The 21737-nt window shown below is 62.9% G+C and carries 23 protein-coding genes; 15 read left to right on the plus strand and 8 right to left on the minus strand.

Translation table 11 applies throughout. The features are described from left to right. Positions 1-4: 4 nt before the first annotated feature. On the minus strand, positions 5-364 hold the full coding sequence (locus DAAJ005_RS01010; RefSeq protein ID WP_075833311.1) for a response regulator: 360 nt from the start codon (positions 362-364) through the stop codon (positions 5-7). A gap of 396 nt (positions 365-760) precedes the next feature. Between DAAJ005_RS01010 and DAAJ005_RS01015 the strand changes: the two genes are divergently transcribed. The 9 genes from DAAJ005_RS01015 (at position 761) to DAAJ005_RS01055 (ending at position 7167) form a co-directional block, all read left to right on the plus strand. Then, positions 761-1537 carry an SDR family oxidoreductase gene (locus tag DAAJ005_RS01015; protein ID WP_151845471.1) on the plus strand — a complete coding sequence of 259 codons (777 nt, stop codon included), beginning with the start codon at positions 761-763 and terminating at the stop codon, positions 1535-1537. Continuing rightward, a complete protein-coding gene (locus DAAJ005_RS01020) occupies positions 1534-1983 on the plus strand; it encodes a MaoC family dehydratase (protein WP_151845472.1) in 450 nt (149 codons plus the stop codon). The genes DAAJ005_RS01015 and DAAJ005_RS01020 overlap by 4 nt, the downstream gene beginning before the upstream one ends. Beyond that, a complete protein-coding gene (locus tag DAAJ005_RS01025; protein ID WP_151845473.1) occupies positions 1980-2492 on the plus strand; it encodes an Appr-1-p processing protein in 513 nt (170 codons plus the stop codon). Before DAAJ005_RS01020 ends, DAAJ005_RS01025 begins: the two co-directional genes overlap by 4 nt. Continuing rightward, a complete protein-coding gene (locus DAAJ005_RS01030; protein ID WP_151845474.1) occupies positions 2489-3751 on the plus strand; it encodes an acyl-CoA dehydrogenase family protein in 1263 nt (420 codons plus the stop codon). Before DAAJ005_RS01025 ends, DAAJ005_RS01030 begins: the two co-directional genes overlap by 4 nt. A 102-nt stretch (positions 3752-3853) precedes the next feature. Continuing rightward, positions 3854-3946, plus strand: a complete 93-nt coding sequence (locus DAAJ005_RS19395; protein ID WP_370519698.1) for a hypothetical protein — start codon at positions 3854-3856, stop codon at positions 3944-3946. Further along, entirely contained in the window at positions 3943-4482 is a 540-nt protein-coding gene (locus DAAJ005_RS01040) for a CbrC family protein (protein WP_151845476.1), read from the plus strand. The genes DAAJ005_RS19395 and DAAJ005_RS01040 overlap by 4 nt, the downstream gene beginning before the upstream one ends. An 18-nt stretch (positions 4483-4500) precedes the next feature. After that, positions 4501-5313 carry an SDR family oxidoreductase gene (locus DAAJ005_RS01045; RefSeq protein ID WP_151845477.1) on the plus strand — a complete coding sequence of 271 codons (813 nt, stop codon included), beginning with the start codon at positions 4501-4503 and terminating at the stop codon, positions 5311-5313. Continuing rightward, the gene (locus DAAJ005_RS01050; RefSeq protein WP_151845478.1) at positions 5310-6449 is read left to right on the plus strand and encodes a phosphotransferase family protein; all 1140 of its coding nucleotides are present in this window, start codon (positions 5310-5312) and stop codon (positions 6447-6449) included. The genes DAAJ005_RS01045 and DAAJ005_RS01050 overlap by 4 nt, the downstream gene beginning before the upstream one ends. Further along, positions 6442-7167 carry a histidine phosphatase family protein gene (locus DAAJ005_RS01055; protein ID WP_151845479.1) on the plus strand — a complete coding sequence of 242 codons (726 nt, stop codon included), beginning with the start codon at positions 6442-6444 and terminating at the stop codon, positions 7165-7167. The genes DAAJ005_RS01050 and DAAJ005_RS01055 overlap by 8 nt, the downstream gene beginning before the upstream one ends. 5 nt (positions 7168-7172) lie before the next feature. Here DAAJ005_RS01055 and DAAJ005_RS01060 read toward each other — a convergent pair whose 3' ends face one another. After that, the gene (locus DAAJ005_RS01060; protein ID WP_151845480.1) at positions 7173-7871 is read right to left on the minus strand and encodes a gamma-glutamyl-gamma-aminobutyrate hydrolase family protein; all 699 of its coding nucleotides are present in this window, start codon (positions 7869-7871) and stop codon (positions 7173-7175) included. Between the two features lie 221 nt (positions 7872-8092). Between DAAJ005_RS01060 and DAAJ005_RS01065 the strand changes: the two genes are divergently transcribed. Then, a complete protein-coding gene (locus DAAJ005_RS01065; RefSeq protein ID WP_151845481.1) occupies positions 8093-9337 on the plus strand; it encodes an extracellular solute-binding protein in 1245 nt (414 codons plus the stop codon). A 47-nt stretch (positions 9338-9384) separates the two neighbouring features. On the opposite strand, the gene DAAJ005_RS01070 is transcribed toward DAAJ005_RS01065, so the two are convergent. Next, a complete protein-coding gene (locus tag DAAJ005_RS01070; RefSeq protein ID WP_151845482.1) occupies positions 9385-10245 on the minus strand; it encodes a hypothetical protein in 861 nt (286 codons plus the stop codon). Positions 10246-10612: 367 nt separating this feature from the next. On the opposite strand from DAAJ005_RS01070, the gene DAAJ005_RS01075 reads away from it, so the two are divergent. From DAAJ005_RS01075 to DAAJ005_RS01090, 4 genes are all read left to right on the plus strand, one after another. Then, the gene (locus DAAJ005_RS01075) at positions 10613-11734 is read left to right on the plus strand and encodes a substrate-binding domain-containing protein (protein ID WP_151845483.1); all 1122 of its coding nucleotides are present in this window, start codon (positions 10613-10615) and stop codon (positions 11732-11734) included. A 38-nt stretch (positions 11735-11772) separates the two neighbouring features. Beyond that, positions 11773-12537 carry a molybdate ABC transporter substrate-binding protein gene (gene modA, locus DAAJ005_RS01080; RefSeq protein ID WP_151845484.1) on the plus strand — a complete coding sequence of 255 codons (765 nt, stop codon included), beginning with the start codon at positions 11773-11775 and terminating at the stop codon, positions 12535-12537. Between the two features lie 233 nt (positions 12538-12770). Next, the gene (locus DAAJ005_RS01085; RefSeq protein ID WP_151845485.1) at positions 12771-13511 is read left to right on the plus strand and encodes an ABC transporter permease; all 741 of its coding nucleotides are present in this window, start codon (positions 12771-12773) and stop codon (positions 13509-13511) included. A gap of 160 nt (positions 13512-13671) precedes the next feature. Continuing rightward, on the plus strand, positions 13672-14832 hold the full coding sequence (locus tag DAAJ005_RS01090; protein WP_151845486.1) for an acyl-CoA dehydrogenase family protein: 1161 nt from the start codon (positions 13672-13674) through the stop codon (positions 14830-14832). Between the two features lie 72 nt (positions 14833-14904). Here the strand turns inward: DAAJ005_RS01090 and DAAJ005_RS01095 are convergent, their stop codons facing one another. Further along, complete coding sequence (locus DAAJ005_RS01095) at positions 14905-15642, minus strand: sugar phosphate isomerase/epimerase (RefSeq protein ID WP_192930715.1); 738 nt, start codon at positions 15640-15642, stop codon at positions 14905-14907. A 189-nt stretch (positions 15643-15831) separates the two neighbouring features. Between DAAJ005_RS01095 and DAAJ005_RS01100 the strand changes: the two genes are divergently transcribed. Next, the gene (locus DAAJ005_RS01100) at positions 15832-16947 is read left to right on the plus strand and encodes a Gfo/Idh/MocA family protein (protein ID WP_151845488.1); all 1116 of its coding nucleotides are present in this window, start codon (positions 15832-15834) and stop codon (positions 16945-16947) included. A 7-nt stretch (positions 16948-16954) separates the two neighbouring features. Here the strand turns inward: DAAJ005_RS01100 and DAAJ005_RS01105 are convergent, their stop codons facing one another. The 4 genes from DAAJ005_RS01105 to DAAJ005_RS01120 form a co-directional block, all read right to left on the minus strand. Then, positions 16955-17608: a class I SAM-dependent methyltransferase gene (locus tag DAAJ005_RS01105; RefSeq protein WP_192930716.1), complete on the minus strand. Its 654-nt coding sequence runs from the start codon at positions 17606-17608 to the stop codon at positions 16955-16957. A 123-nt stretch (positions 17609-17731) separates the two neighbouring features. Further along, on the minus strand, positions 17732-18853 hold the full coding sequence (locus DAAJ005_RS01110) for an ABC transporter permease (RefSeq protein WP_151845490.1): 1122 nt from the start codon (positions 18851-18853) through the stop codon (positions 17732-17734). Further along, complete coding sequence (locus tag DAAJ005_RS01115) at positions 18850-19821, minus strand: ABC transporter permease (protein WP_151845491.1); 972 nt, start codon at positions 19819-19821, stop codon at positions 18850-18852. The genes DAAJ005_RS01110 and DAAJ005_RS01115 overlap by 4 nt, the downstream gene beginning before the upstream one ends. A 152-nt stretch (positions 19822-19973) precedes the next feature. After that, a complete protein-coding gene (locus DAAJ005_RS01120) occupies positions 19974-21713 on the minus strand; it encodes an ABC transporter substrate-binding protein (protein ID WP_151845492.1) in 1740 nt (579 codons plus the stop codon). Positions 21714-21737 lie beyond the last annotated feature (24 nt).

The following is a 21737-nucleotide window of genomic DNA, read 5'->3' on the forward strand; positions in this document are numbered from 1 at the left end:
GCGCTCAGACGTGCCGGGCGATCAGGCTCAGGAGCTGCTCGGGGGTGTACGGCTTGATCAGGTAATCGACGGCGCCCTGCCGCATGCCCCACTTGACGTCTGTCTCTGCACCCTTGCTGCTTACGAAGACCACTTTCATGCCCTCGGCGGCGGGCAGTTTCTTCAGGGCGCGCAGGGTTTCGTAGCCGTTGCGTTCGGGCATCACCACGTCCAGCAGCGCCAGTTGTGGGCGCTCGGATTCCACGGCGGCCTCGACCCCCTTGGAGTCGGTCAGGGTGACGCAGTCGTGCGCGGTGCCCTTGAGGGCCTCGGTCATGAAGCGGATATCGGAGGGGGAGTCGTCGACGATCAGGATTTTTGCCATGTGGTGACCTTCCTTTGTGGGCCGCAGTGCGGCGCTGCTGGGTGCGTTTGCCCGTGAACGGGTCTGGGGTGGGTGGTCTGAACGCTGAGGAACGTATGCGGTTCCAGCCTTAGATTTCGCCCATTGCCCGAAACGATATGCACGCCGCCTACACAGAACTCTTACAGAGGTCTCATCTGAAAAAGACCGCTGAAATCGGTATGAACTACCTCACATTCACTAAAATGGTTTGTGATGATTTATTCTTTATCAACAGTTATGCACGTTGTCTGCATACCGAGACCCATAATGTCCGCGCGCGTCCAGAATTGACGCGCACGTAAATTCTGGCCTATGCTGGGGGTGTCCGCTGTCCCATGCAATCTGTCCTGATCCCCCCATTCCCGGAGGTAGAAAGTGGCCCTGAAAACGTTGTTCGACCTGAGTGGCAAGACCGCCCTGATCACCGGAGGCTCGCGCGGACTGGGCCTGCAAATTGCCGAGGCGCTGGGCGAGTACGGCGCAACCGTGGTCCTGACCGCCCGCAAACAGAATGAGCTGGACGAGGCCAAAACCCACCTGGAAGGCATGGGCATCACGGCGCACGTCTACGCCAACGATCTGGGCAATTTCGAGAGCATTGATTCCACTGTGGAGAAGATCGTTTCCGAAGTCGGGAGCATCGATATTCTGATCAACAATGCCGGGGCCACCTGGGGCGCGCCCACCGCCGAACACCCGCTGGACGCGTGGCTCAAGGTCATGAACGTCAATGTCAACGGCACTTTTCTGATCACCCAGAGCGTGCTGAACCGCTGCATGCTGCCGGCGGGCGCCGGGCGCATCGTGAATGTCGCCAGCGTCGCGGGCCTTCAAGGCAACGATCCGCGCATGGCCGCCACCCTGGCCTACAACACGTCCAAGGGCGCACTGGTCAACTTTACCCGCGCGCTGGCCGCCGAGATGGCCGACAAGGGCATCACCGTCAACAGCATCTGCCCCGGCTACTTTCCCACCAAGATGACCAAGGGGACACTGGCCTACGGTGAGCAAGCCATTCTGGAATCCACTCCGATGCACCGTCTGGGCGGCGCGGAGGACCTCAAGGGGCTGGCCCTATTGCTGTCCAGCGACGCCAGCGGCTTCATGACCGGACAGAACATCGCCGTGGACGGCGGAGCCACCGTCGTATGAAGCCCGGCGAGCTGGCCTCACATGTCGGAAAGGAAGTGGCCCTATCGGAATGGATTTTGGTGGATCAGGCGCGTATCGACGCCTTTGCCGACGCCACCGGGGACCATCAGTTCATCCATGTAGACCCGGAAAAAGCTGCCGCCGGGCCCTTCGGCACCACCATCGCCCACGGCTTCCTGACCCTCTCGCTGCTGGCTGGGGAGTTCATGAACCACGGCGGCTCGGTGCAGATCGAGGGCGCGCAGATGACTGTCAATTACGGCCTGAACCGCGTGCGCTTCGTCTCGCCCGTCAAGGTGAACAGCCGTCTGCGCAACCACGCCGTGCTGCAAAGTGCAGATCAGGGCGCAGGTTATATGCAGATCACGGTGCTGAACACCATTGAAATTGAGGGCGAGGAGAGGCCAGCGGCGACGGCGGAAAGTGTGTTCCGGGTTTATCTGTGAATTTGAAATATGTCGTTGGAGACGCTACAAAGCCGGAGGGCGCGGGTCCGCGGATTCTGGTTCACGTCTGCAACGACATAGGGGTCTGGGGACGGGGATTTGTCCTGGCCCTGTCAAAAAGATACAAGCAGCCGGAAGCGGCCTTTAAGGACTGGGCAGCGGGCAAAAGTGATCAACCCTACGAACTGGGGCGCGTGCAGTTTGTGGATGTGGGCGGTGATCTGCACGTCGCTAATCTGATCGGCCAGCATGATATCGCCCGCAAGAATCGCCTCACAGACTTGCCGCCTGTGCGCTATGAGGCGATTCGGGAAGGTCTGGCCCGCGTTAAGCAGAATGCCCAAAGCTTGGGCGCGAGCGTTCATATGCCCCGTATCGGCGCAGGTGTGGCGGGCGGCGATTGGTCAGTTATTGAATCAATTGTCCGCGAAGAATTGACCGCTCATGGCATCTCAGCAACAGTTTATGACCTGACTGAATCGACTTCTCACCAGGAGGAACCCCTATGACCGTATTCGACGTAACTGACCGCTCCCGTGACCTGCGCCAGCGCTTGCTGGCCTTCATGGACGAACACATCTACCCCAACGATGCCGAGGCCGCCCGTCAGGTCAATGAGGGCAACCGCTGGGAACACCTGCCGCTGATCGACGAGTTGAAGCCCAAGGCGCGCGAGGCCGGACTGTGGAACCTGTTCCTGCCGACGGCCAGTGACCCGGACGGCACCTTTGGCCCCGGCCTGAGCAATCTGGAATACGCCCCGCTGTGTGAGGTCATGGGCCGCGTGTGGTGGGCACCGGAGGTCTTCAACTGCGCCGCGCCCGACACCGGCAACATGGAAGTGCTGGCCCGCTACGGCACCCCCGAGCAGCAGGAGCAGTGGCTGATCCCCCTGCTGAACGGCGAGATTCGCAGCGCCTTTTCCATGACCGAGCCGGATGTGGCGAGCAGCGACGCCACCAACATCGAATCCAGCATCACGCGCGATGGCGAAGACTATGTGATCAACGGCGAGAAGTGGTGGACGAGTGGCGCGGGCGATCCCCGTTGCGCCGTCAGCATCTTCATGGGCAAGACGGACCCCAATGCCGAGCGTCACCTCCAGCAGAGCATGATCCTGGTGCCGATGGACGCGCCCGGCGTGACCAAAGAGCGCATGCTGACCGTGTTTGGCTACGACGACGCGCCGCACGGTCACGCGCAGATGACCTTCAAGGACGTGCGCGTGCCTGTGTCCGCCATGCTGCTGGGCGAGGGCCGGGGCTTTGAAATCGCGCAGGGCCGCCTGGGGCCGGGCCGCATTCACCACTGCATGCGCCTGATCGGGCAGGCCGAGCGCGCGCTGGAACTGATGGTGGCGCGGGCGTCCAGCCGCGTGGCCTTCGGCAAACCGCTCTCGGCGCACCAGCATGTGCGGGAGCTGATCGCGCTAAGTCGCATGGAAATCGATCAGGCCCGCCTGCTGACCATGAACGCCGCGCACATGATGGACACCGTGGGCAACAAGGAAGCGCGCGGGCAGATCGCGGCCATCAAGGTGGTTGCGCCCAACATGGCGTTGGCCGTGATCGACCGCGCCATTCAGGTCTTCGGCGGCGCGGGCGTCAGCCAGGACACCCCGCTGGCGATGATGTACGCCCAGGCCCGCACCCTGCGCCTGGCCGACGGCCCCGACATCGTCCACATTGGCACCGTGGCGAAGGAGGAAATGCGCCGTCAGGGTGAGGCGGCACGCGGACGCGAGAGCGTGTTCTCGGCGTCCAAGTAGGATGAACTGAGAATGACTGACGACAGGCCGCCCGAACGTGTTTTTTCTGGCACCATGTCCACCCGTGGCCGTGTGACTGTGCCAAAAGCGCTGCGGGAAGAAATGCGGCTCAGGCCGGGCTGTCGGCTTGTCTTCGTGACCCGTGACGGGGAAGTTAAAATCCGACTTGAGGACGGGGAGCAGCGGAGCGAATGAGCGAAGTTCTACCCCAGTTTCCCTACTACGCAGACCCGGTTGGTGATGGGCGGATTGTGCAGCAGGACATCGTTTGTGATGTTTGCGAGAAGCCGAGGAATTGGGCGTACGTCGGCAGTCTTTATGTACCCGGTGGAAAGCCCGAATTTCTTTGCCCCTGGTGCGTGGCGGATGGTTCGGCAGCAGCCAAATTTCAAGGCGGTTTTCAGGACGCCGACTTTTCCGAGAATGCCAGCGCCGAAAGCGTGGCAGCAGTCATGCGGCAGACTCCGCGTGTCGTGATCTGGAACCCCATTTTCTGGCCTGATCACTGTGACGAATGTTGTACGTATTTTGGCGAATTTATTCCATCCGAGCAGCCTGAACTAGCTCTGAGAACTGATGTGCTGGCCGAAGCGCAGGCCATTGCTCGCGGAATCTCCGAAAAATGGGGAGCCGAGGACGTGTTGGACTGTGGTGAGCGTGGCTCAATCACTCTGCATCTTTTTCAATGTCGTCAGTGCGGAACCCACAAACTCTCACCAGATGGAACCTGAATCAAGGAGTAATCCCACATGGAACTTAAAAACAAGATCGTCGTCATCACCGGCTCCGCCTCGGGCATCGGCCTCGCCCTTGCCACCCGCTTTGTTCAGGAAGGCGCAACCGTGATCGCCTCTGACCGGAATGCGGAAATAGGCGCACAGAAAGCGCAGGAGATCGGCGCGCGTTTCGTGGCCGCCGATGTGGGGCAGGAAGCGGACATCAAAGCGTTGATCGACGACGTGCTGGGCAAGGAAGGCCAGATTGACCTGTTCTGCTCCAACGCCGGAATTGCGGTGGGTGAGGGGCCGGAGACGCCCGACAAGGTGTGGGACCTGATCCACCGCGTCAACGTGATGTCCCACGTCTGGGCCGCCCGCCACCTGCTGCCGCACATGCTGGAGCGCGGCGAGGGCTACCTGCTGAACACCGCGTCGGCGGCGGGCCTGCTCACCGAACTGCACTCCGCGCCCTACGCCGTGACCAAGCACGCCGCGCTGGCCTTTGCCGAGTGGCTGGCCATCACCTACGGGGACCGGGGCATCAAGGTGGCCTGCCTGTGCCCCGAGGGCGTCTGGACGCCCATGATCCAGAACGCGCCGATCCTGCAACAGACCGCCGTGACCACCGACGTGCTGGTGGAAGCCACCCTGAAAGTCTTGCAGGCCGACGGCTTTCTCATCACCACGCATGAAACCACCCTCAAGTCCTTCCAGAACAAGGCGGGCAATTACGGCGAGTGGCTCAGCAAGATGCGCCACCTGCGCAAGAAGGCGATGGCGCTGCTCTCAGGTGAACCGGCATTTAAGGAGGGCGACGCCCCGCGCACCGAGGGTCATCCTTGACCCGTCCCGAAACATCATCGGTCAGGCCGGGTGAGGAGCTGCCGCTGGATACGCTACGCAATGTCTTGCGCGGCAAGGTCAGGGGCGATCTGGGCGCGCTGGAAGTCACGCAATTCCCTGGCGGCTTTTCCAATCTGACCTATCTGCTGAAGCTGGGAGAGGTGGAATACGTCCTGCGCCGCGCGCCGCTGGGGCCAGTGGCAAAGGGCGCACACGACATGGCCCGCGAGTTTTACCTGCTCGAAAAAATCCATCCCGCTTTCGCCGTCGCCCCCGAACCGCTCTTTCTGGTCGAGGATGTGGAGGTCATGGGTTCGCCCTTTTATCTGATGGAACGGCGGCGCGGGCTGGTGGTGCGGACGAAAATGCCGCCCGAATATGCCGGAATGCCCGACGCTCCCCGGCAGATGTCGGAGGCGGTGGCCGACACGCTGGCCCGCCTGCATGCGGTGGATATCGATGTGGCGGGCCTGCGTTCCATCGGCAAGCCGGAAGGTTTCAATGCCCGGCAGGTGGGCGGCTGGGCCGGACGCTGGCGACGGGCGCGGGAGTTGCTGAAAGATTCGGGAGACCTGCCACCACCCGCTGAACTGCGCGACGAATTGGTGATCGCGTGGCTGGAAGCGCACACGCCTGAAGAGTCTGCGCACACGCTGGTCCACAACGATTTCAAGCTGGACAACCTGATGCTGGACCCAGCGGACCCCTCACGCGTGGTGGCGCTGCTGGACTGGGAAATGACCACCGTGGGCGATCCGCTGGTGGACTTGGGGTTAACGCTGACGTACTGGACCATGCCCGAACAGCCGGGCCGCGACATCAACGAGATCGGGGCTAATTTTCCCGGCTTCCTGAGCCGCGAGGAATTCATCGCTCGCTACGCCCAGCAATCTGCCCGTCATGTGACGAGCAACGTGATTCGCTGGTACGAGGTGCTGGGACATTTCAAGCTGGCGGTGATCGTCATCCAGATTTTCGCCCGATACCGCCTTGGGCAGACTACGGACCCGCGTTTTGCTCCCCTGGCTGAACAGGCACAGTGGCTGATTGGGGAGGCATGGCGCAGAATCTCGGTGGATTCGGTGGGAGATGGGGGAGAGGTTTCCCTGTATTCAGAAGTGACTGGCCATGAGTGAACTGATCCTGATTCGCCATGGGCAGGCGACGCCGTTCGAGAAGGAGACGGACCGCCTTTCCGAACTGGGCGAGCAGCAGGCCCGTGCGGTGGGGCTGGCGCTGACCCGGGAGGAAGTGACGCCGACGCACGTTGTTCACGGCCCGCTGGTCAGGCAGCGGCGGACAGCGGAGATTGCTGCCGGGGCCGCCCACTTTTCTGACCCTGATTCACCCCGGTCCTGGCCCAATGCGGCAGAAGATCCCCGTCTGGCCGAGTACGATGGTGACGGTCTGATCCATCATCTCGCGCCGCTGCTGGCCGCGCAGGATGAGGGGTTTGCCACCTCCGTTCAGCGCTTCCAGGAACGCCGGGACGCCCCGGACCGCAACCGCGCCTTTCAACCCATGCTCGAAGAACTGGCGGAGGCGTGGCAGGAAAGAAGGGTCACGCACGCCGATGTCGAGGATTGGGCGGCCTTCCGTTCACGGGTTCACGCTGTACTGGCAGACCTGACGCGCCTCCCCTCCGGTTCCACTGTGCTGGCCTTCACCAGCGGCGGGGTGATCGGCCTGATGGTGGCTTTGAGCCTGGACGCCCCGGACGCGGCAGCCCTGAAGCTGAACTGGCGCGTCCGCAACGGCAGCTTCACCCGCTTCACGTTCGGCAACGGACGCCTGAGCCTGGATTCCTTCAACGAGGTGGCGCATCTGCCGCCGGACCTCAGAAGCTGGCGGTAGGGCGGTTAATCCAGCAGACGCATGAACGCTGTGAATGTCCCCAGCGCGTGTGGGTGGGCCTGGAACAGCACCTCCGGGTGCCACTGCACGCCGATCACGCCGTCACCTTCCACCGCCTCGATGATGCCGTCGGGGGCCAGAGCGGCGACGGTCAGCGTGGGCGCAACCGTATCAATCGCCTGATGGTGCGAGGAATTGAGTGCTGCCCGCTCCCCATGTGTCTGCGCCAGCCGACTGCCCGGCGTAAATGTCACTTCGTGGCCCAGCGTATCGGCATGCACGCGCTGGGCATGATCGGCCCAGGCTCCCGGCACGTCGGGCAGATGCTGATGCAGCGTCCCGCCTTCCAGCACGTTGATCATCTGAATGCCCCGGCAGATGCCCAGCACGGGTTTGCCCAGGCTGCGGGCCGCGCGGTACAGCGCCGTTTCAAAGGCGTCACGCATTTCGTCCACCTCGCCCAGACCGCGCCGGGGCTGCTGTCCGAAGTGCCGGGGATGCACGTCCACACCGCCGCTGAGCAGCACGGCGTCCATCTGCGCGGCATAATCTGCGGCCAGTTCAGGCAGGTTCGGCAGCAGGACGGGGAGGCCGCCCACCGCCTCTACCGCTGCGGCATATTGCCGGGCCAGACCGCTGTGGCTGCGTGGTGCGGCGTCCGAAATGTGCGAGGTGGTCAGGCCGATCAGGGGACGTGCAGGCATATCCAGAGCATAGGGGTTGGGCGGCAGTGCTGGTGAGACGAGGCCTGGTTTTCTGGTTTGCCTGCTGAAGTTATTCCGAAGCGAATACCCACCGGTCCACAATGGGCTGGAGTTCGCTTTCGCTGTGTTGTTCCAGCGTATAGTCTGAATTCTCAAGCATTCCTCACATCCCTCCACCTATACGAAGAGCGTCTTCCGAACTGGCGCTCAAGGAGATCAAAATGAAAAAACTGCTCATGCTGGCCCTCGGCCTCTCGCTCGCCTCGGCCTCCGCTGCTCCGGTCACGCTGACCTACTGGCAATACGACTATGCCAGCAAGGTCAGCACCATGAACGATCTGATCAAGAAATTTGAGGCCGCCAACCCCGACATCAAGATCAAGCAGGAAACCTTCCCTTACGACGCCTACAGCCAGAAGGTCGCCTCCAGCGTTCCCGCCGGGCAGGGACCGGACGTGGTCAACCTGTATTACGGCTGGCTGCCCCAGTATGTGGACGCGGGCTACCTCCAGCCACTTCCCACCAAGGACTTTCCCATCGCCAAGATCGAGAGCGATTTCGTGCCGATGGTGCAGACCAGCAAGATCGGGGGCAAGTACTACACCCTGCCGACCTCAGTGCGGACGCTGGCAGTGTTTTACAACAAAGACCTCTTTAAGGCGGCCCGCATCACGCCGCCCCGGACCTGGGAGGACTTTATTGCCGCCGGGGAAAAGATCGCCAAGGGCGCGCCGCCGCGCTTTACCACGCTGGGCTTCGGCATCCAGCCCGACGGGCAGGATTACCACATGGTCCGTGAAGTGCTGGTGCGTCAGTTCGGCGGCCAGCCCTACAGCAAGGACGGCAAGACCGCCACCTATGACAATGCGGCGGGTGCCAAGGCCATGACCTTCTACACGGAACTGGCCACCAAATACAAACTGGGCGTGCCCAACTTCTTCCCCGGCAACAACAGCTACCGCGACGCCTTCATTGCGGGCAAGGTGGGCATGATCATCGACGGCTCGTTCGCCGTCGGTACCATCAAGAGCGGAGCCAAGTTCGACTGGGGCGTCATCCCGATGCCCGTGTTCAAGGCCAACCCGGAGGTTCGGAGCAATTTCGGTTCGTACTGGGTCAACGGCATCACCAAGAACGCCAAGGGTGACAAGCTCGACGCATCGGTGAAGTTCCTGAAATTCCTGACCAGCGAGCAGACCCAGCGCACCTGGCTGGAAAATGTGGGGGAAATTCCGGCCAGCCGCAAGCTCTCAGGTGATCCGGCCCTGCGCAAGGACCCGGTGTTCGGGGCTTTCGTGGGATCGTTGCCCTTTGCGCATTCCACCCTGTTCGTGGATGAGGCCGGACAGCGCAAAGCCTGGGTGGACGCCATCAACATGGTGCTGCTGAAGGGAGCCAAGCCCGCCGACGCCATCAAGCAGGCTGCTACCGACGAGCAGAAGATCCTGAACGGCTACTACAAGTAAACCCCAATTTTGAGTCGTGCCGCCCCTGTCAATGCTGGGGCGGCGCTTTACTTGCTCCGCTTCAGTTCGGTCAGGGTGGTGGCGTGCCGCAGCGCCCGCTCATAGGCCTGTGGGTTACTGAACCCGGAGCCGGGCGGGGCCTGTGGAAAGTCACGGAGTGAGGCAAGCCGCAGCTCACGCGGCCCGATGGTGGGGGTGAGGTTGGCTGCCTGACATACCTTCCACAATTGCAGTCTCACATCGTCGGCATTCTTGAAGGAGAAGACACGTTGAGCCTTTTGCGGGGCATGGAGAGGTCCGCCTGCGCGGGAGAGCAGGGGCTTAAGGGCAGCGAGGCTTTCAGCACGCAGCGCCGTGATGGTACGGGCGCGCATCAGCTCGGCGCGGCTGAAATCCAGAGCGCTCCAGCGCAGGGCCAGCAACTCGGTCAACTGGAAAGCCTGCTGGTAGATCAGTGTCAGGGCCGCGAACAGTTCCTCGTCTGTGCCTCCGGCCTCGGCCAACAGGCGCTGAATATCGGCGGTGCTGGGCAGCGGTGCCTGGCTGTGTTCCGGTGGGGGCAGGGGGCAGCCATGCGCCGGATTGTTGTCCATGACTCCCAGATCGATCAGGGCATCGTAGAGCTGTTTTAAGGTGGCGTAGCGGGCGCGGATGGTGTTGGCCCGCGCCTCGCCGCCCGTCTGGATCTGCCGCAGAGGCGTCTGAAGCCAGTCGTGAAAGTCTGCGGGTGGTAACAGCAGGTTCATTTCCTGCGTCTGTGCCGCCTCGAAGATGGGACGCAGATTGGCCCTCAACTGAGGAATAGGACGGTGTAATTCCTCCCGCAACATTCCGATGATCTGTTCCAGATTGAAGGTGTGAAATGCCTGTTCAAGTTTCGTGGCACGTTCGTCGGCTGGGTCAACCATTCATTTCCTCCCCTTGGTTATCGGATGATATATGTAAAGGTTCTCTATTGCAAGGACTTGAATTGCCGTGCTTCGGCGTCTGCACCCGCATTTATGTGTGTTTCAGAATCTGAATTTCGAATCTAATGGTGTCTTTCTACGCTTGAGCAGTTGCCTGCGCTTGGCTACGGCATAAATCGAGCGACGCTTTGATAGGGTTTCACTAATTCTTCCCCTTAGTTTGGATTTAGTTGGAAGGTGCCATTAGATCGTATACTGTCCGATAAAAATCTTATCTCTGTTCAGGTCTTGTCATCAGACTGGCATTAGACCTCAACGTGGGTTAATTTAACTTGACGTTCCGTCAATTTTGACTTACGCTCCGATCATGTCCGTCACTGCGAGCGTGCTGCAAACCTTTGTTCAGCAACGGCGCAAAGAAGCTGGACTGGGACCCACTGAACTGGCGCGGCGGGCCGAGATCACGCGTCAGGCGCTACACAATATTGAAGCAGGAACCTCGGCTCCCAGTGCCGTGGTCGCCTTCCGGCTGGCGCAGGCGCTGTCCTGCCGGGTCGACGACTTGTTTTGCCTGCCTCCCAGGACAATTCAGGCACGCCTGATCGGCACTGCGCCCTTAGGGAGCCGGGTGCAACTGGCACGGGTGGGGGAGAGCCTGCTGGCCTTCCCGCTGCAAGGTTCTGCCGGGCTGACCCACCGGGCCGATGGCATGTTCGCCGAACGCGAAGTGGAACAGGTCCAGGTGGAGCTGAGCGGCAATCTGGACCTGCCTGCGCGCTCTGCTGTTCTGATGGGCTGCGATCCGTCACTCGACCTGCTGGCCGCGCATACCGAACAGACTGCGCCAGACCTGCGGGTGATCACGCGCCCAGCCTCCAGTGGGGCGGCACTGACCGAGTTGGCCGCTGGAAACGCCCATCTGGCAGGCATCCACCTGTGGGATGCCAAGAGCGGAGAATCCAACCTGCCCTTCGTGCGACGATTGATATTCGGTGGTCCGGTCCATGTCATCGCGCTGTGGACCTGGGAACAGGGTTTGCTGACGGCGGCAGGCAATCCCAGAGGGATTCAGGGGGTGGAAGACCTGCGCGGCGGGAACCTGCGCCTGATCAACCGCGATCCCGGCGCAGGCAGCCGACTGATGCTGGACGGCTGGCTGGACGCAGCGAATTTCAGTGTGTCCGGGCGTCAGGCGTTGCCTGGTTATCAGGACGAGGTGGATTCTCCAATGGAGGCTGCCCGGCGGGTTCAGGCGGGGGCAGCGGACGTGGCCCCCGGCCCCCGCGTGGCCGCGCAGGCGCTGGGACTGCATTTCGTACCGCTGCAACACGAACACTTCGATCTAATCGTCCCCGAAGAACATCTGAGCCATCCGGCCATCAGGGCGCTCCTGCACACCGCCCGCAGCCCCGCCTTCCTGCTCGAACTGGCCGCACTGGGCGGTTATGACGCGGCGCAGGTGGGCCAAACGCGCGGCATCATCGCATGACTTTCACTCCATTCATTCCAGTTCACCTGAGGTTCACGATGAAAACGAGACTCCTGATCTCCACCCTCCTCCTGAGCCTGGGCAGCGCCAGCGCGGCCAGCCTGACCGTCTTCGCCGCCGCCTCTCTGACCGACGCCTTCGCCGAGATCGGTAAAGCCTTCGACGCGAAAACCGGGAATACCACCACCTTCCAGTTCGCCGGATCACAGGCGTTGAGGACGCAACTGGACAACGGCGCACGGGCCGACGTGTACGCCAGCGCCAACAACGCGCAGTTCGACCCGCTGGTCAAATCCGGTCTGGTCACGGGCGGTCAGCCGTTCCTGAGCAACCGGCTGGCCGTGATCGCGCCGAAGAACAATGCAAAAGTGCAGACGCTGTTGGACCTGAGCAAACCGGGCATCAAACTGGTCATTGCCGATAAGGCCGTTCCCGTCGGCGATTACACCCGCCGCATGATCAGCGCCATCGACAAGTCAGGCGCATACGGCAAGGACTTCTCGGGGCTGTTTCTGAAAAACGTGGTCAGCGAGGAACCCAACGTGCGTCAGGTGGCTCTGAAGGTGCAACTGGGCGAGGCAGACGCCGCCGTGGTCTACAGCTCGGACGTGACGCCCGCCCTGCGCCCCAGCGTGCGGGTGATCACGCTGCCCACCCGCTTTAACCAGAGCGCCAGTTACCCCATCGGTACGCTTAAAAATTCCGCCAGCCCCGAGGCCGCCCAGGCATTCGTGAAGTTCGTGCTGTCGGGCGAGGGGCAGACCATCCTGAAGAAGTGGGGCTTTCTCAAGCCTCAGCAGTAGCCGTTGCCCCGCATTTCTCAGTTTCAAATCTACCCACGGAGACCCATGCGATTCAGCACACGCCAGACCTTCAGACATCATGACCACAGTGGAAGGGCGGACTTGCCTGTCTGCACCACAGGGAATGTGCGCTGACCAGTCGGCCCACCATTCCTGAACGCAGGCCCGTTCGTCCGCGCACCCGGTCCGGTCTGCGCGGCGTCCCCGCCCTTCCACTGGCGCTGAGCGCGCTGCTGGTGCTGTTTCTGGTGCTGCCGGTGCTGGCGCTGCTGCTGCGCGGCCTGAACGCCCAGTTCTTTCCCACGCTGCTGGGGCCAGTGGTGCTGGACGCCCTGCGGATCAGCCTGCTGACCACCGCCTGCACGATGGTCCTGACCGTGCTGCTGGGCACTCCGGTGGCGTGGCTGCTGGCCCGCTACGATTTTCCTGGCAAGACCGCGCTGGACACGTTGCTGGACCTGCCCATCGTGCTGCCGCCGGTGGTGGCGGGGGTGGGCCTGCTGCTGGCCTTCGGGCGCAACGGCCTGCTGGGTGCGCCGCTGGAACTGGCGGGCATCAGCGTGGCCTTCTCGTTCGCGGCGGTGGTCATGGCGCAACTGTTCGTGGCTGCCCCCTTTTACCTGCGGACCGCCAAGGCCGGCTTCATGGCGGTGGACCGCGACGTGGAAGACGCCGCCCGCACCGATGGCGCAGACCGCTGGACGGTCTTCCAGTACATCACCTGGCCGCTGGCCTCCGCGTTCCTGCTGGAAGGACTGGTGCTGACCTGGGCGCGGGCGCTGGGCGAATTCGGGGCCACCATCCTGTTTGCTGGGTCACTCCAGGGCAAGACGCGGACCATTACCCTGGCCATCTATTCCGCGCTGGAATCCGATCTCGCCCCGGCGCTGGTGCTGTCGGCGGTGATGGTGCTGCTGGCCTTCACGGTGCTGGCGGTGGTGCGGAGGCTGGGCAGCGCCCATACCCCGCGCTAAAAAACGCCAGAAAACCAAAAAACACCAGAAAAGATGGTGAATTTCCCGTGAACCCCGCCCACTAACTGGCACGGTGCTTGCCCTCCTGTCCCAGCGGCGTGTGAGACAATGCCCGGACCACCGCCAGATTCCCCATTTCTCCTTTACACCGAGGTTTTTGATGATCGATGAATTTGCTGTCCATGAACTGCTGACCCCCGACGAACGACTGGTGCGCGAGAGCGTGCGCGCCTACTGCGACGCCGAACTGCTGCCCCACATTGCCGCATGGTGGGACGACGGCGACCTGCCCGTGAAAGACGTGATGCGCGGCTTTGGCCAGATGGGCCTGCTGGGGCCGACCACACCCGAGGAGTACGGCGGCGCGGGCCTGAGCTACAGCGGCTACGGCGCGATGATGTACGAGTTGGAGCGGGTCGACAGCGGCCTGCGCAGCGCGGCCAGCGTGCAGGGCAGCTTGGTCATGTACCCGATCCTGACCTTCGGCAGCGACGAGCAAAAGCAGAAATGGCTACCGGGGCTGGCCTCGGGCGAGCTGATCGGCTGCTTTGGGCTGACCGAACCCGACGGCGGCTCGGACCCCGGCGCGATGCGGACGCGGGCACGCCTGGACGGGGGCGAGTACGTCCTGAACGGCAACAAGATGTGGATCACCAACAGCCCAGAGGCCGACGTGGCCGTGGTGTGGGCCAAGGACGACGAGGGCGTGATTCGGGGCTTTATCGTTCCCACCGACAGCCCTGGCTTTCACGCCCCGACCATCAAGCGCAAGATGAGTCTGCGCGCCAGCGTGACGGGCGAGATCGTGCTGGAGGACTGCCGTATTCCGGCGGGGAACCTTTTGCCCGGCAGCAAGGGCCTCAAGAGCCCGCTGTCCTGCCTGACCAGCGCCCGCTTCGGCATTGCCTGGGGCGCGATGGGCGCGCTGGAAGCGGTGTTACAGACCGCACTGGATTACACGTCGGACCGCACCACCTTCGGCAAACCCATTGCTTCAAGACAACTGGTGCAGGACAAACTGGTCCGCATGGCCACCGACCACAGCACCGGAATGCTGCTGGCGTGGCGGCTGGGGACCCTCAAGGACGCCGGGCGGATGAACTTCGCGCAGGTCAGCTACGCCAAGCGCAACAACGTGCGGGTGGCGCTCCAGGGTGCGCGGCTGGCCCGCGAGATGCTGGGCGGCAACGGCATCACCACTGAGTACCCAGTGATCCGCCACATGCTCAATCTGGAAACCGTCGACACCTACGAGGGCACGCACGACATCCACACCCTGATCGTGGGGCGGCACCTGACCGGACAGGGCGCGCTGGAATAACCAACTGAATACAGACCGCCTGATCGCAGAGCCGGAAACTGCAATCAGGCGGTCTGATCCTTTGCAGGAACCTTATTTTCCAGGGTGACCCAGAAATTCCAGACTTGCGTTCACGCTGTTCATGCCGTCGGCCTGATCCTGCTCGTAGAACACCGTCGCGCCTGGCGGCACAGCTTCCAGGATGGCCGCCAGCGGCACCTCGCCCGCGCCCAGTTCCACCGTCAGCCAACCGTCACCGTCGCGGCGCAGGTCCTTGAGATGCACCAGTGGCGTGCGGTCCGCGTACCGCTTCAGGTACTCAACGGGATCTTTGCCGCCCGCGTAGACCCAGGCGGTATCCAGCTCCAGCCCCAGGCTGGGAGCGCGCTCCAGCAGCAGATCAAGAACGGGTTGCCCGTCCAGCGTCTCGCTCAGCTCATGGTCATGGTTGTGGTAGCTCAGGCTGATGCCCTCGGCGGCCAGCTTCTGAGACAAGTCCTCGAGCTGCTCAGCCAGCTTCACCCACTCCTGGCCCTCGCCCTTGAACCAGGGATAGACCGCGCGTGTCACGCCGACGCCATGCATGAAGTCGATCTGCCCGGCGGTGTCCTGCTCCCAGGCCTGGCCGCCGATATGGGCGGCGGTGGCGGTCAAACCACGCTCGGTCAGGGCCGCACGCAGGCCAGGACCGTCCAGACCACCGTATTCCCCGGCCAGCTCGACTTCGGTGATGCCGCTGGCGGCCACAGCGTCCAGGGTGCCAAAAAAATCCTGGGCCAGTTGCTCGCGCAGGGTATAGAGTTGCAGGCCAACGGAAACGCGCTGGGTCATGGGAACCTCATGGAAGTGAATGGGGGTGGGCATTGTCGCTAGAATCGGGCGGCAGAGCGGCAGCACTGAAGAGCAGGAGGATCGGGGCAGTTCGGCTGTCCCTTACCCCCACTGTACGGCTCTCTCGCCAGACTACGCCCCATTCACCCCTGCCCACCCCACAAGCCCAGCGCACAAGAGGTTCCCAGCATGACCCATAGCATCGGCATTATCGGCACCGGCAACATCAGCAGCGCCTACCTGAAGATCGCCCGCGAACTGGGCCTGTTCCGGGTGGCCGCCATCACCGATCTGGACCCGGCGCGCGCACAGGCACAGGCCCGCGCCCACGGCAGCCGCGCGGTCACGCTGGACGAACTGCTGGCAGACCCGGAGATCGTGGCGGTTGTCAATCTGACGCCGCCCGCCACACACGCCGCGATGTCATTAGCGGTCCTGAACGCGGGCAAACACGTTTACAGCGAGAAGCCGCTGGCCATCACGCGGGAGGACGGGCAGGCCATTTTGCGTGAGGCACAGACGCGGGGCTTGCGGGTCGGCTGCGCCCCTGACACCTTTCTGGGCGCGGGGCTACAAACGGCGCGCGAGGTGCTGGACGCGGGCCGGATTGGCCACCCGGTGGCCGCCACCGCCTTCATGCTGGGGGCCGGGCCGGAGGGATGGCACCCCGATCCCGAGTTCTTTTATCAGCCCGGCGCAGGGCCGCTGTTCGACATGGGACCGTACTATCTGACGGCGCTGGTCAACCTGCTGGGCGGCGTGACCCGCGTGGGCGGCAGCGCGGTCCGGGCGCACGCGGAGCGCGTGATCGGCAGCGGAGCCAGACAGGGCCAGAAAGTCGCCGTTCAGACCCCGACCCACGTCACCGCCCAACTGACTTTCGGTGGGGAAGAGATGGAATCTGGACCCGTCGCCACCTTCATCGCCAGTTTCGACGTGCAGGCCAGCGAGGTGCCGCGTATCGAGATCTACGGCACGGCGGGCACCCTCAGCCTGCCCGATCCCAACACCTTCGGCGGCCCATTGCGGGTACGTGCGGCAGGCAGTGACGGCTGGGAGACCATCGAGCTGACCCGCCCCTTTCAGGACAATGCGCGCGGTATCGGGCTGGCCGACATGCTAGAGGCCATCGACAGCGGCGCGCCCCACCGGGCCAGCGGCGAACTGGCCTACCATGTGCTGGACGTGATGCAGACCACCCTGGACGCCGCCGAGGCTGGCCTCACCCTGGATGTACAAAGCCGCACCGAACGGCCTGCTGCCCTGAGCGCCCATCCGGCGTGGCTGCCTGCCGGGATGGAATGACAGAGGCTTACCCCAGCGCATAGGTATGCAGGTAAGCCCAGCCGTTGCCCAGCCTATCCACCCGCCGTAATCTCGCCGCACCTGCCCAAGCGTCCACGGTACAGGCCCGCACGTATTCCGGGCCAAAGAACTCCTCGCCCACGATGATCCGTCCACCGGGGCGCAGCACGCGCACGCATTCGCGCAGGGCGGCGATAGGAGCGGGTAATTCGGTCAGCACGGAGATCAGGATCACGGCGTCCAGACTCCCCGCTTCACAGGGAAGCGCAGACAGATCACCGTGCAGAAGCGTCACGTTCGGCAGTCCGGCGATTTTGGCCGCCGTCTGGGCCAGGTAACGGGCCTCAATGTCCAGCGCGGTCAGGTGGCCGCAGCGCCCCGCCAACGCGGGAGTGAACAGACCCGAACCGCAGCCCACCTCCAGCACGTGATCGGTGGGACGCAAAGCGCAAGCGTCGGCCAACGGGACAGGATCGCGGTAGCGCCGTCGCCACGGGTTTTCCAGCAGCCACGCCCAGCCGTAGGGGATGGGCCGGGGGCTGCCCCGCACCCACAGCCGCAGGCCCAGTTGCACGAGGGTGAAACCTGCCAGAGTGCCCAGCGCGAGGTTGACGCCCGTATGGCGTCTGGAAATTCGCCGCGCCGCAACTGCTTCAACCATCAGACCGCCTCCTGAACTGGGAAAAGTCATGGACACAACTTGCGCGGGCGGGGACGAAAAAACCGCCCTTTCAGGCGGCGATGAAAAGAATATAGCGCGGTATTCAGGGGAAGTCAAGCTTATTCAGCGGCTCTGGGTATCTGCCGCGTCCCGCAGGGCGTCGCCCATAAAATTGAAGGCCAGCACCGACAGCACAATCATCACGCCGGGCAGCAGCAGCCAGGGGTACAGGTTCAGCGTCTCGAAGTTCTGCGCGTCCTTCAGAAGCAGGCCCCAACTGGTCATCGGCTCCTTAATGCCCAGCCCCAGGAAGCTCAGCGCGCTCTCGCCCAGGATATAACCAGGCAGCGCCAGCGTGGCGGTCACGATCAGAAACGAACTCAGGTTGGGCATGATGTGGCGCAGAATGACCCGCAGGTCACTGCTGCCGATGGCCCGCGCCGCCTGCACGTAATCCACGTTGCGGGCGCTGATGACCTGCCCACGCACCACCCGCGCCAGCCCCGCCCAGCCGATCAGCGACAGCACCGCAATGATGCCCAGATACACCCAGGTACTCGGCCAACTGGCGGGGATGATGGTGGACAGGGCCAGCAGGATGGGCAGCCGAGGGAAGGAGAGCAGCACCTCCACCACCCGCTGGATCAGGTTGTCCACCCAGCCGCCGAAATAGCCGCTGACCCCGCCCAGCACGATGCCGATGGTGAAGCTGATGACGATGCCGATCAGACCTACCGTCAGGCTGACCTGCGAGCCGACCAGCATCCGCGAGAACAGGTCACGCCCGAACTTGTCGGTGCCGAGGGGAAAATAGAAGCCGTCTTGCACGCCAAACAAGTGCCACTGACTTTTAAAGACACCCAGGAAGTTGTATTGCGATTCCAGCGGATCCTCGCCGCGCACGAAAAACAGGATGGGCTTAGGAGACGACGTGTCCGGCGCGAAGGTGGAGCGGAAGGTCACCGGATCGCGCGTCTTCTTGACGCCGTAAACAAAGGGGCGCATCAATTTGCCCTCGTGGACGAGGTGGACGGTCTGTGGACGCTGAAAGGGGAAATCGGCGTGCTGCGCGGTAATCGAGTACGGAGAGAGAAACCCAGCCAGCAGCGCGATCAGGTACAGCGCGGCCAACAGCCACGCACTCCACACGCCCACCCGGTTGCGCCGGAAGCGGCGCAGGGCCAGCGCCAGCGGGGTTTGACGTTCCGGCCCCTTCACCACAGTATTTGCAGGAAGCGCCGTCATTCGAACCTGATCCGGGGATCGGCCCAGGCCAGCGCGAGGTCCGAGAGCAGGTTGCCGATCAGCAGCAACAGCGCGCTAAAGAGCAGCAAGGTCATGGCCACGTATTGGTCCTTATTGAGCAGGCTGTCATAGAGGTAAGGCCCGATGGTGGGCAGGTTCAGCACGATGGACGCGATGATGGTGCCGCTGATCAGGGTAGGCAGGCTCAGGCCAGCGAGGCTGATCAGCGGGTTGATGGCGTTGCGAACCGCGTGCCGCCACAGCACCGCGCGCCCGGCCAGCCCCTTGGCCCGTGCCGTCCGCACGTAATCCTGGTTGATCACGTCCAGCATCGAGGCGCGCATCTGGCGCATCAGGCCCGCAACCCCCTCCAAGCCGATGGCGATCATGGGAATCCACAGGTGGTTCAGGAGGTCCAGCACCTTGGGCCAGCTCCACGGCTCACCGATGTACTGCGGACTGAACAACCCGCCCACATTGGTGCCGCCCGCGCTCAGCACCAGCGCGATGAGCAGGAGCGCCACCAGAAAATCGGGAATGGCGAGGCTGATGTAGCCCAAGAAATTGGTGATCGTCGCGCCGATGCCGTAGCGGTTCAGGGCCGTGTAAATGCCCAGCGGAATGGCGATCAGCCACGACACGATCAGCGTCAGGACCGCCAGAAACACCGTCCAGCCCAGCCGCTCCCAGATCAATTCGGCCACCGGACGCCCGTTGGCAAACGAGTAGCCAAAATCGCCGTGCAGCACGATGCCCTTGATCCAGGTCAGGTACTGCACCCACAGCGGCTGATCCAGCCCAAGCTGCCGGGTGATGGTGGCGACGGTTTCCTTGGTCACGCGCGGGTCTTCCAGGTACTGGTCCAGAAAACTGCCGGGCTGAAGTTGAATGACGACAAAGCACACCACACTGATCAGCAGCAACGTGGGAATCATGCCCAGAATGCGGCGCAGGGCGTAGCTCAGCATGGTGGGTGGGCCGCAGGGGCAGGCCAGTGATTAGGGCAGCGGTCAGGAACGCAAAGTAGCAGCAACTTGGGACACTCCATTCTCTTGAAGCGGCGGGGCGAGCGGAGCGGAGGCCGAAAGCGCGCGGGGCCTCTGGCACGTCCGCCGTCCATTCACTTCAGGTAAACCAACGTGTTGGTGTTGTAGGTGGGAATCGGGCCGAGGTTGTAGATGAAGTTGCCCACCTTGTTGTTCACGGCAGCCAGGTTGTCGGCCTTGGCGACCATGATCACCGGCAGGTTCTTGGAGAACAGGGCCTGCCACTCGCCGTACAGCGCGCGCCGCTTGATCGGGTCGACGACGGTGGCCCCCTGATCGAAGATGTCCCAGATCCGTTTCTCCCAGGGCTGCATGTTGGCGAAGACCGGTTTACCGTCCTCACCACGCGCCGACATGTGCCAGTAGTTCAGGGCCTGTCCAGGCTGCCAGATTTCCCGCCGAAGCTGCGGATCCGGCTGATCGCCGAACGCGTACAGCATCGCCTCGTAGTTGCCCGCCTGCCCCGTTGCCAGCATGTTCGCCACCAGCAGGCCCTTGAGGTTGACCTTCACGCCGATGCTTTTCAGATCGTTCTGGAAGATGGTGGCAATGGGCGGATACACCGTGCTATCGGTGGCGTAGGTCAGGTCGAATTCCAGATTCTTGCCACCCGGCAGGTTGCGAATGCCGTCGCGGTCGGTGTCCTTGAGGCCCAGCAGATCGAGCTTCTGCCCCGCCGCTTTCAGATCGAACTTGCCCAGCGCCCCTTTGGTGTTCACGTAAAACTCGCTGATGGGCGCCACGCCGTGACCCGGCAGCGTGGCCACCGTGTTGAACACGTCGTCGATGATCCGCTGCCGGTTGACCGCGAACTGCATGGCCTGCCGGAAGCGCAGGTCACGGAACACCCTGGCCAGCGCCGGGTCCTTGGCATCGAAATTAAAGGCGATGTGCGGAGGGCTGCCGAACAGGGCCTTGCTGCGGACCACCTTGAACGGAGCGCCGGCCACCTCTTTTTGCTTCAGGTCCGGGAACTGCGCCCCAGTGATGTTCACCTGGTCCAGATTGCCGGCCAGGAACTGTGCCACCTGCGCCTGTGGGTCGCGGATGATCAGGTATTCCAGCCGGTTCAAGTACGGCAGCTTGGTACCTTTGGCGTCCACCTTCCAATAGTCCGGGTTCCTCACCAGGCTGATCTTCTGCCCGGCCACATAGCCTGCGAACTTGAAGGGGCCGGTGCCGATCACCTCGGTGGACTTGTCCGTGCCCCACATCTTCATGTAGTCGGCAGGGTTTTTCAGGGGATCGATCTTCTCAAAGACGTGCTTGGGCAGGATGAAGGTTCGGAGCGGCTGGGTAAAGGCCCCCGCCGCCTGTTTGAGGGTCATGCGGACGGTGGAGGCGTCCACCTTCTCCACCTTGACGGGTTCCCCGCCGAAACTCAGGTTCGGAATCTGGTTGGCGCGCACGCCGGGGTTCAGGATGATGCTGTTGTAGGAAAACACCACGTCGTCCGCGCTGAAGGGCACGCCGTCGTGCCATTTCACACCCTTGCGGATCTTGAAGGTCCACACCTTGCCGTCCTTGCTGGTCGTCCATGACTCTGCCAGCCCCGGCTCCAACTTGTATGTCGCCAGGTTGTACTCCACCAGACTTTCCAGGACATTGTTCAGCACGGTGTACGTGTTGTTGTCGATCGCGCCGTAGTAGTTGAAGGTCTGGGGGCTGTCGCTCAGCGGCAGGGTGTACGTTCCGCCAACTTTGCCGGGCACAACGCCCAGACTGCCCAGGTCATTGCCCATAGTTTTGGCGGCCAGGGCGGGGCCGGACAGCAGGGCGAGGCTGAGGGCCAGCAGAGCAGTACGTGATGTCATGAATCCTCCGGGGAAGGTGGGTCA

The sequence above is a fragment of the Deinococcus sp. AJ005 genome, from assembly GCF_009017495.1.
GTDB lineage: Bacteria > Deinococcota > Deinococci > Deinococcales > Deinococcaceae > Deinococcus.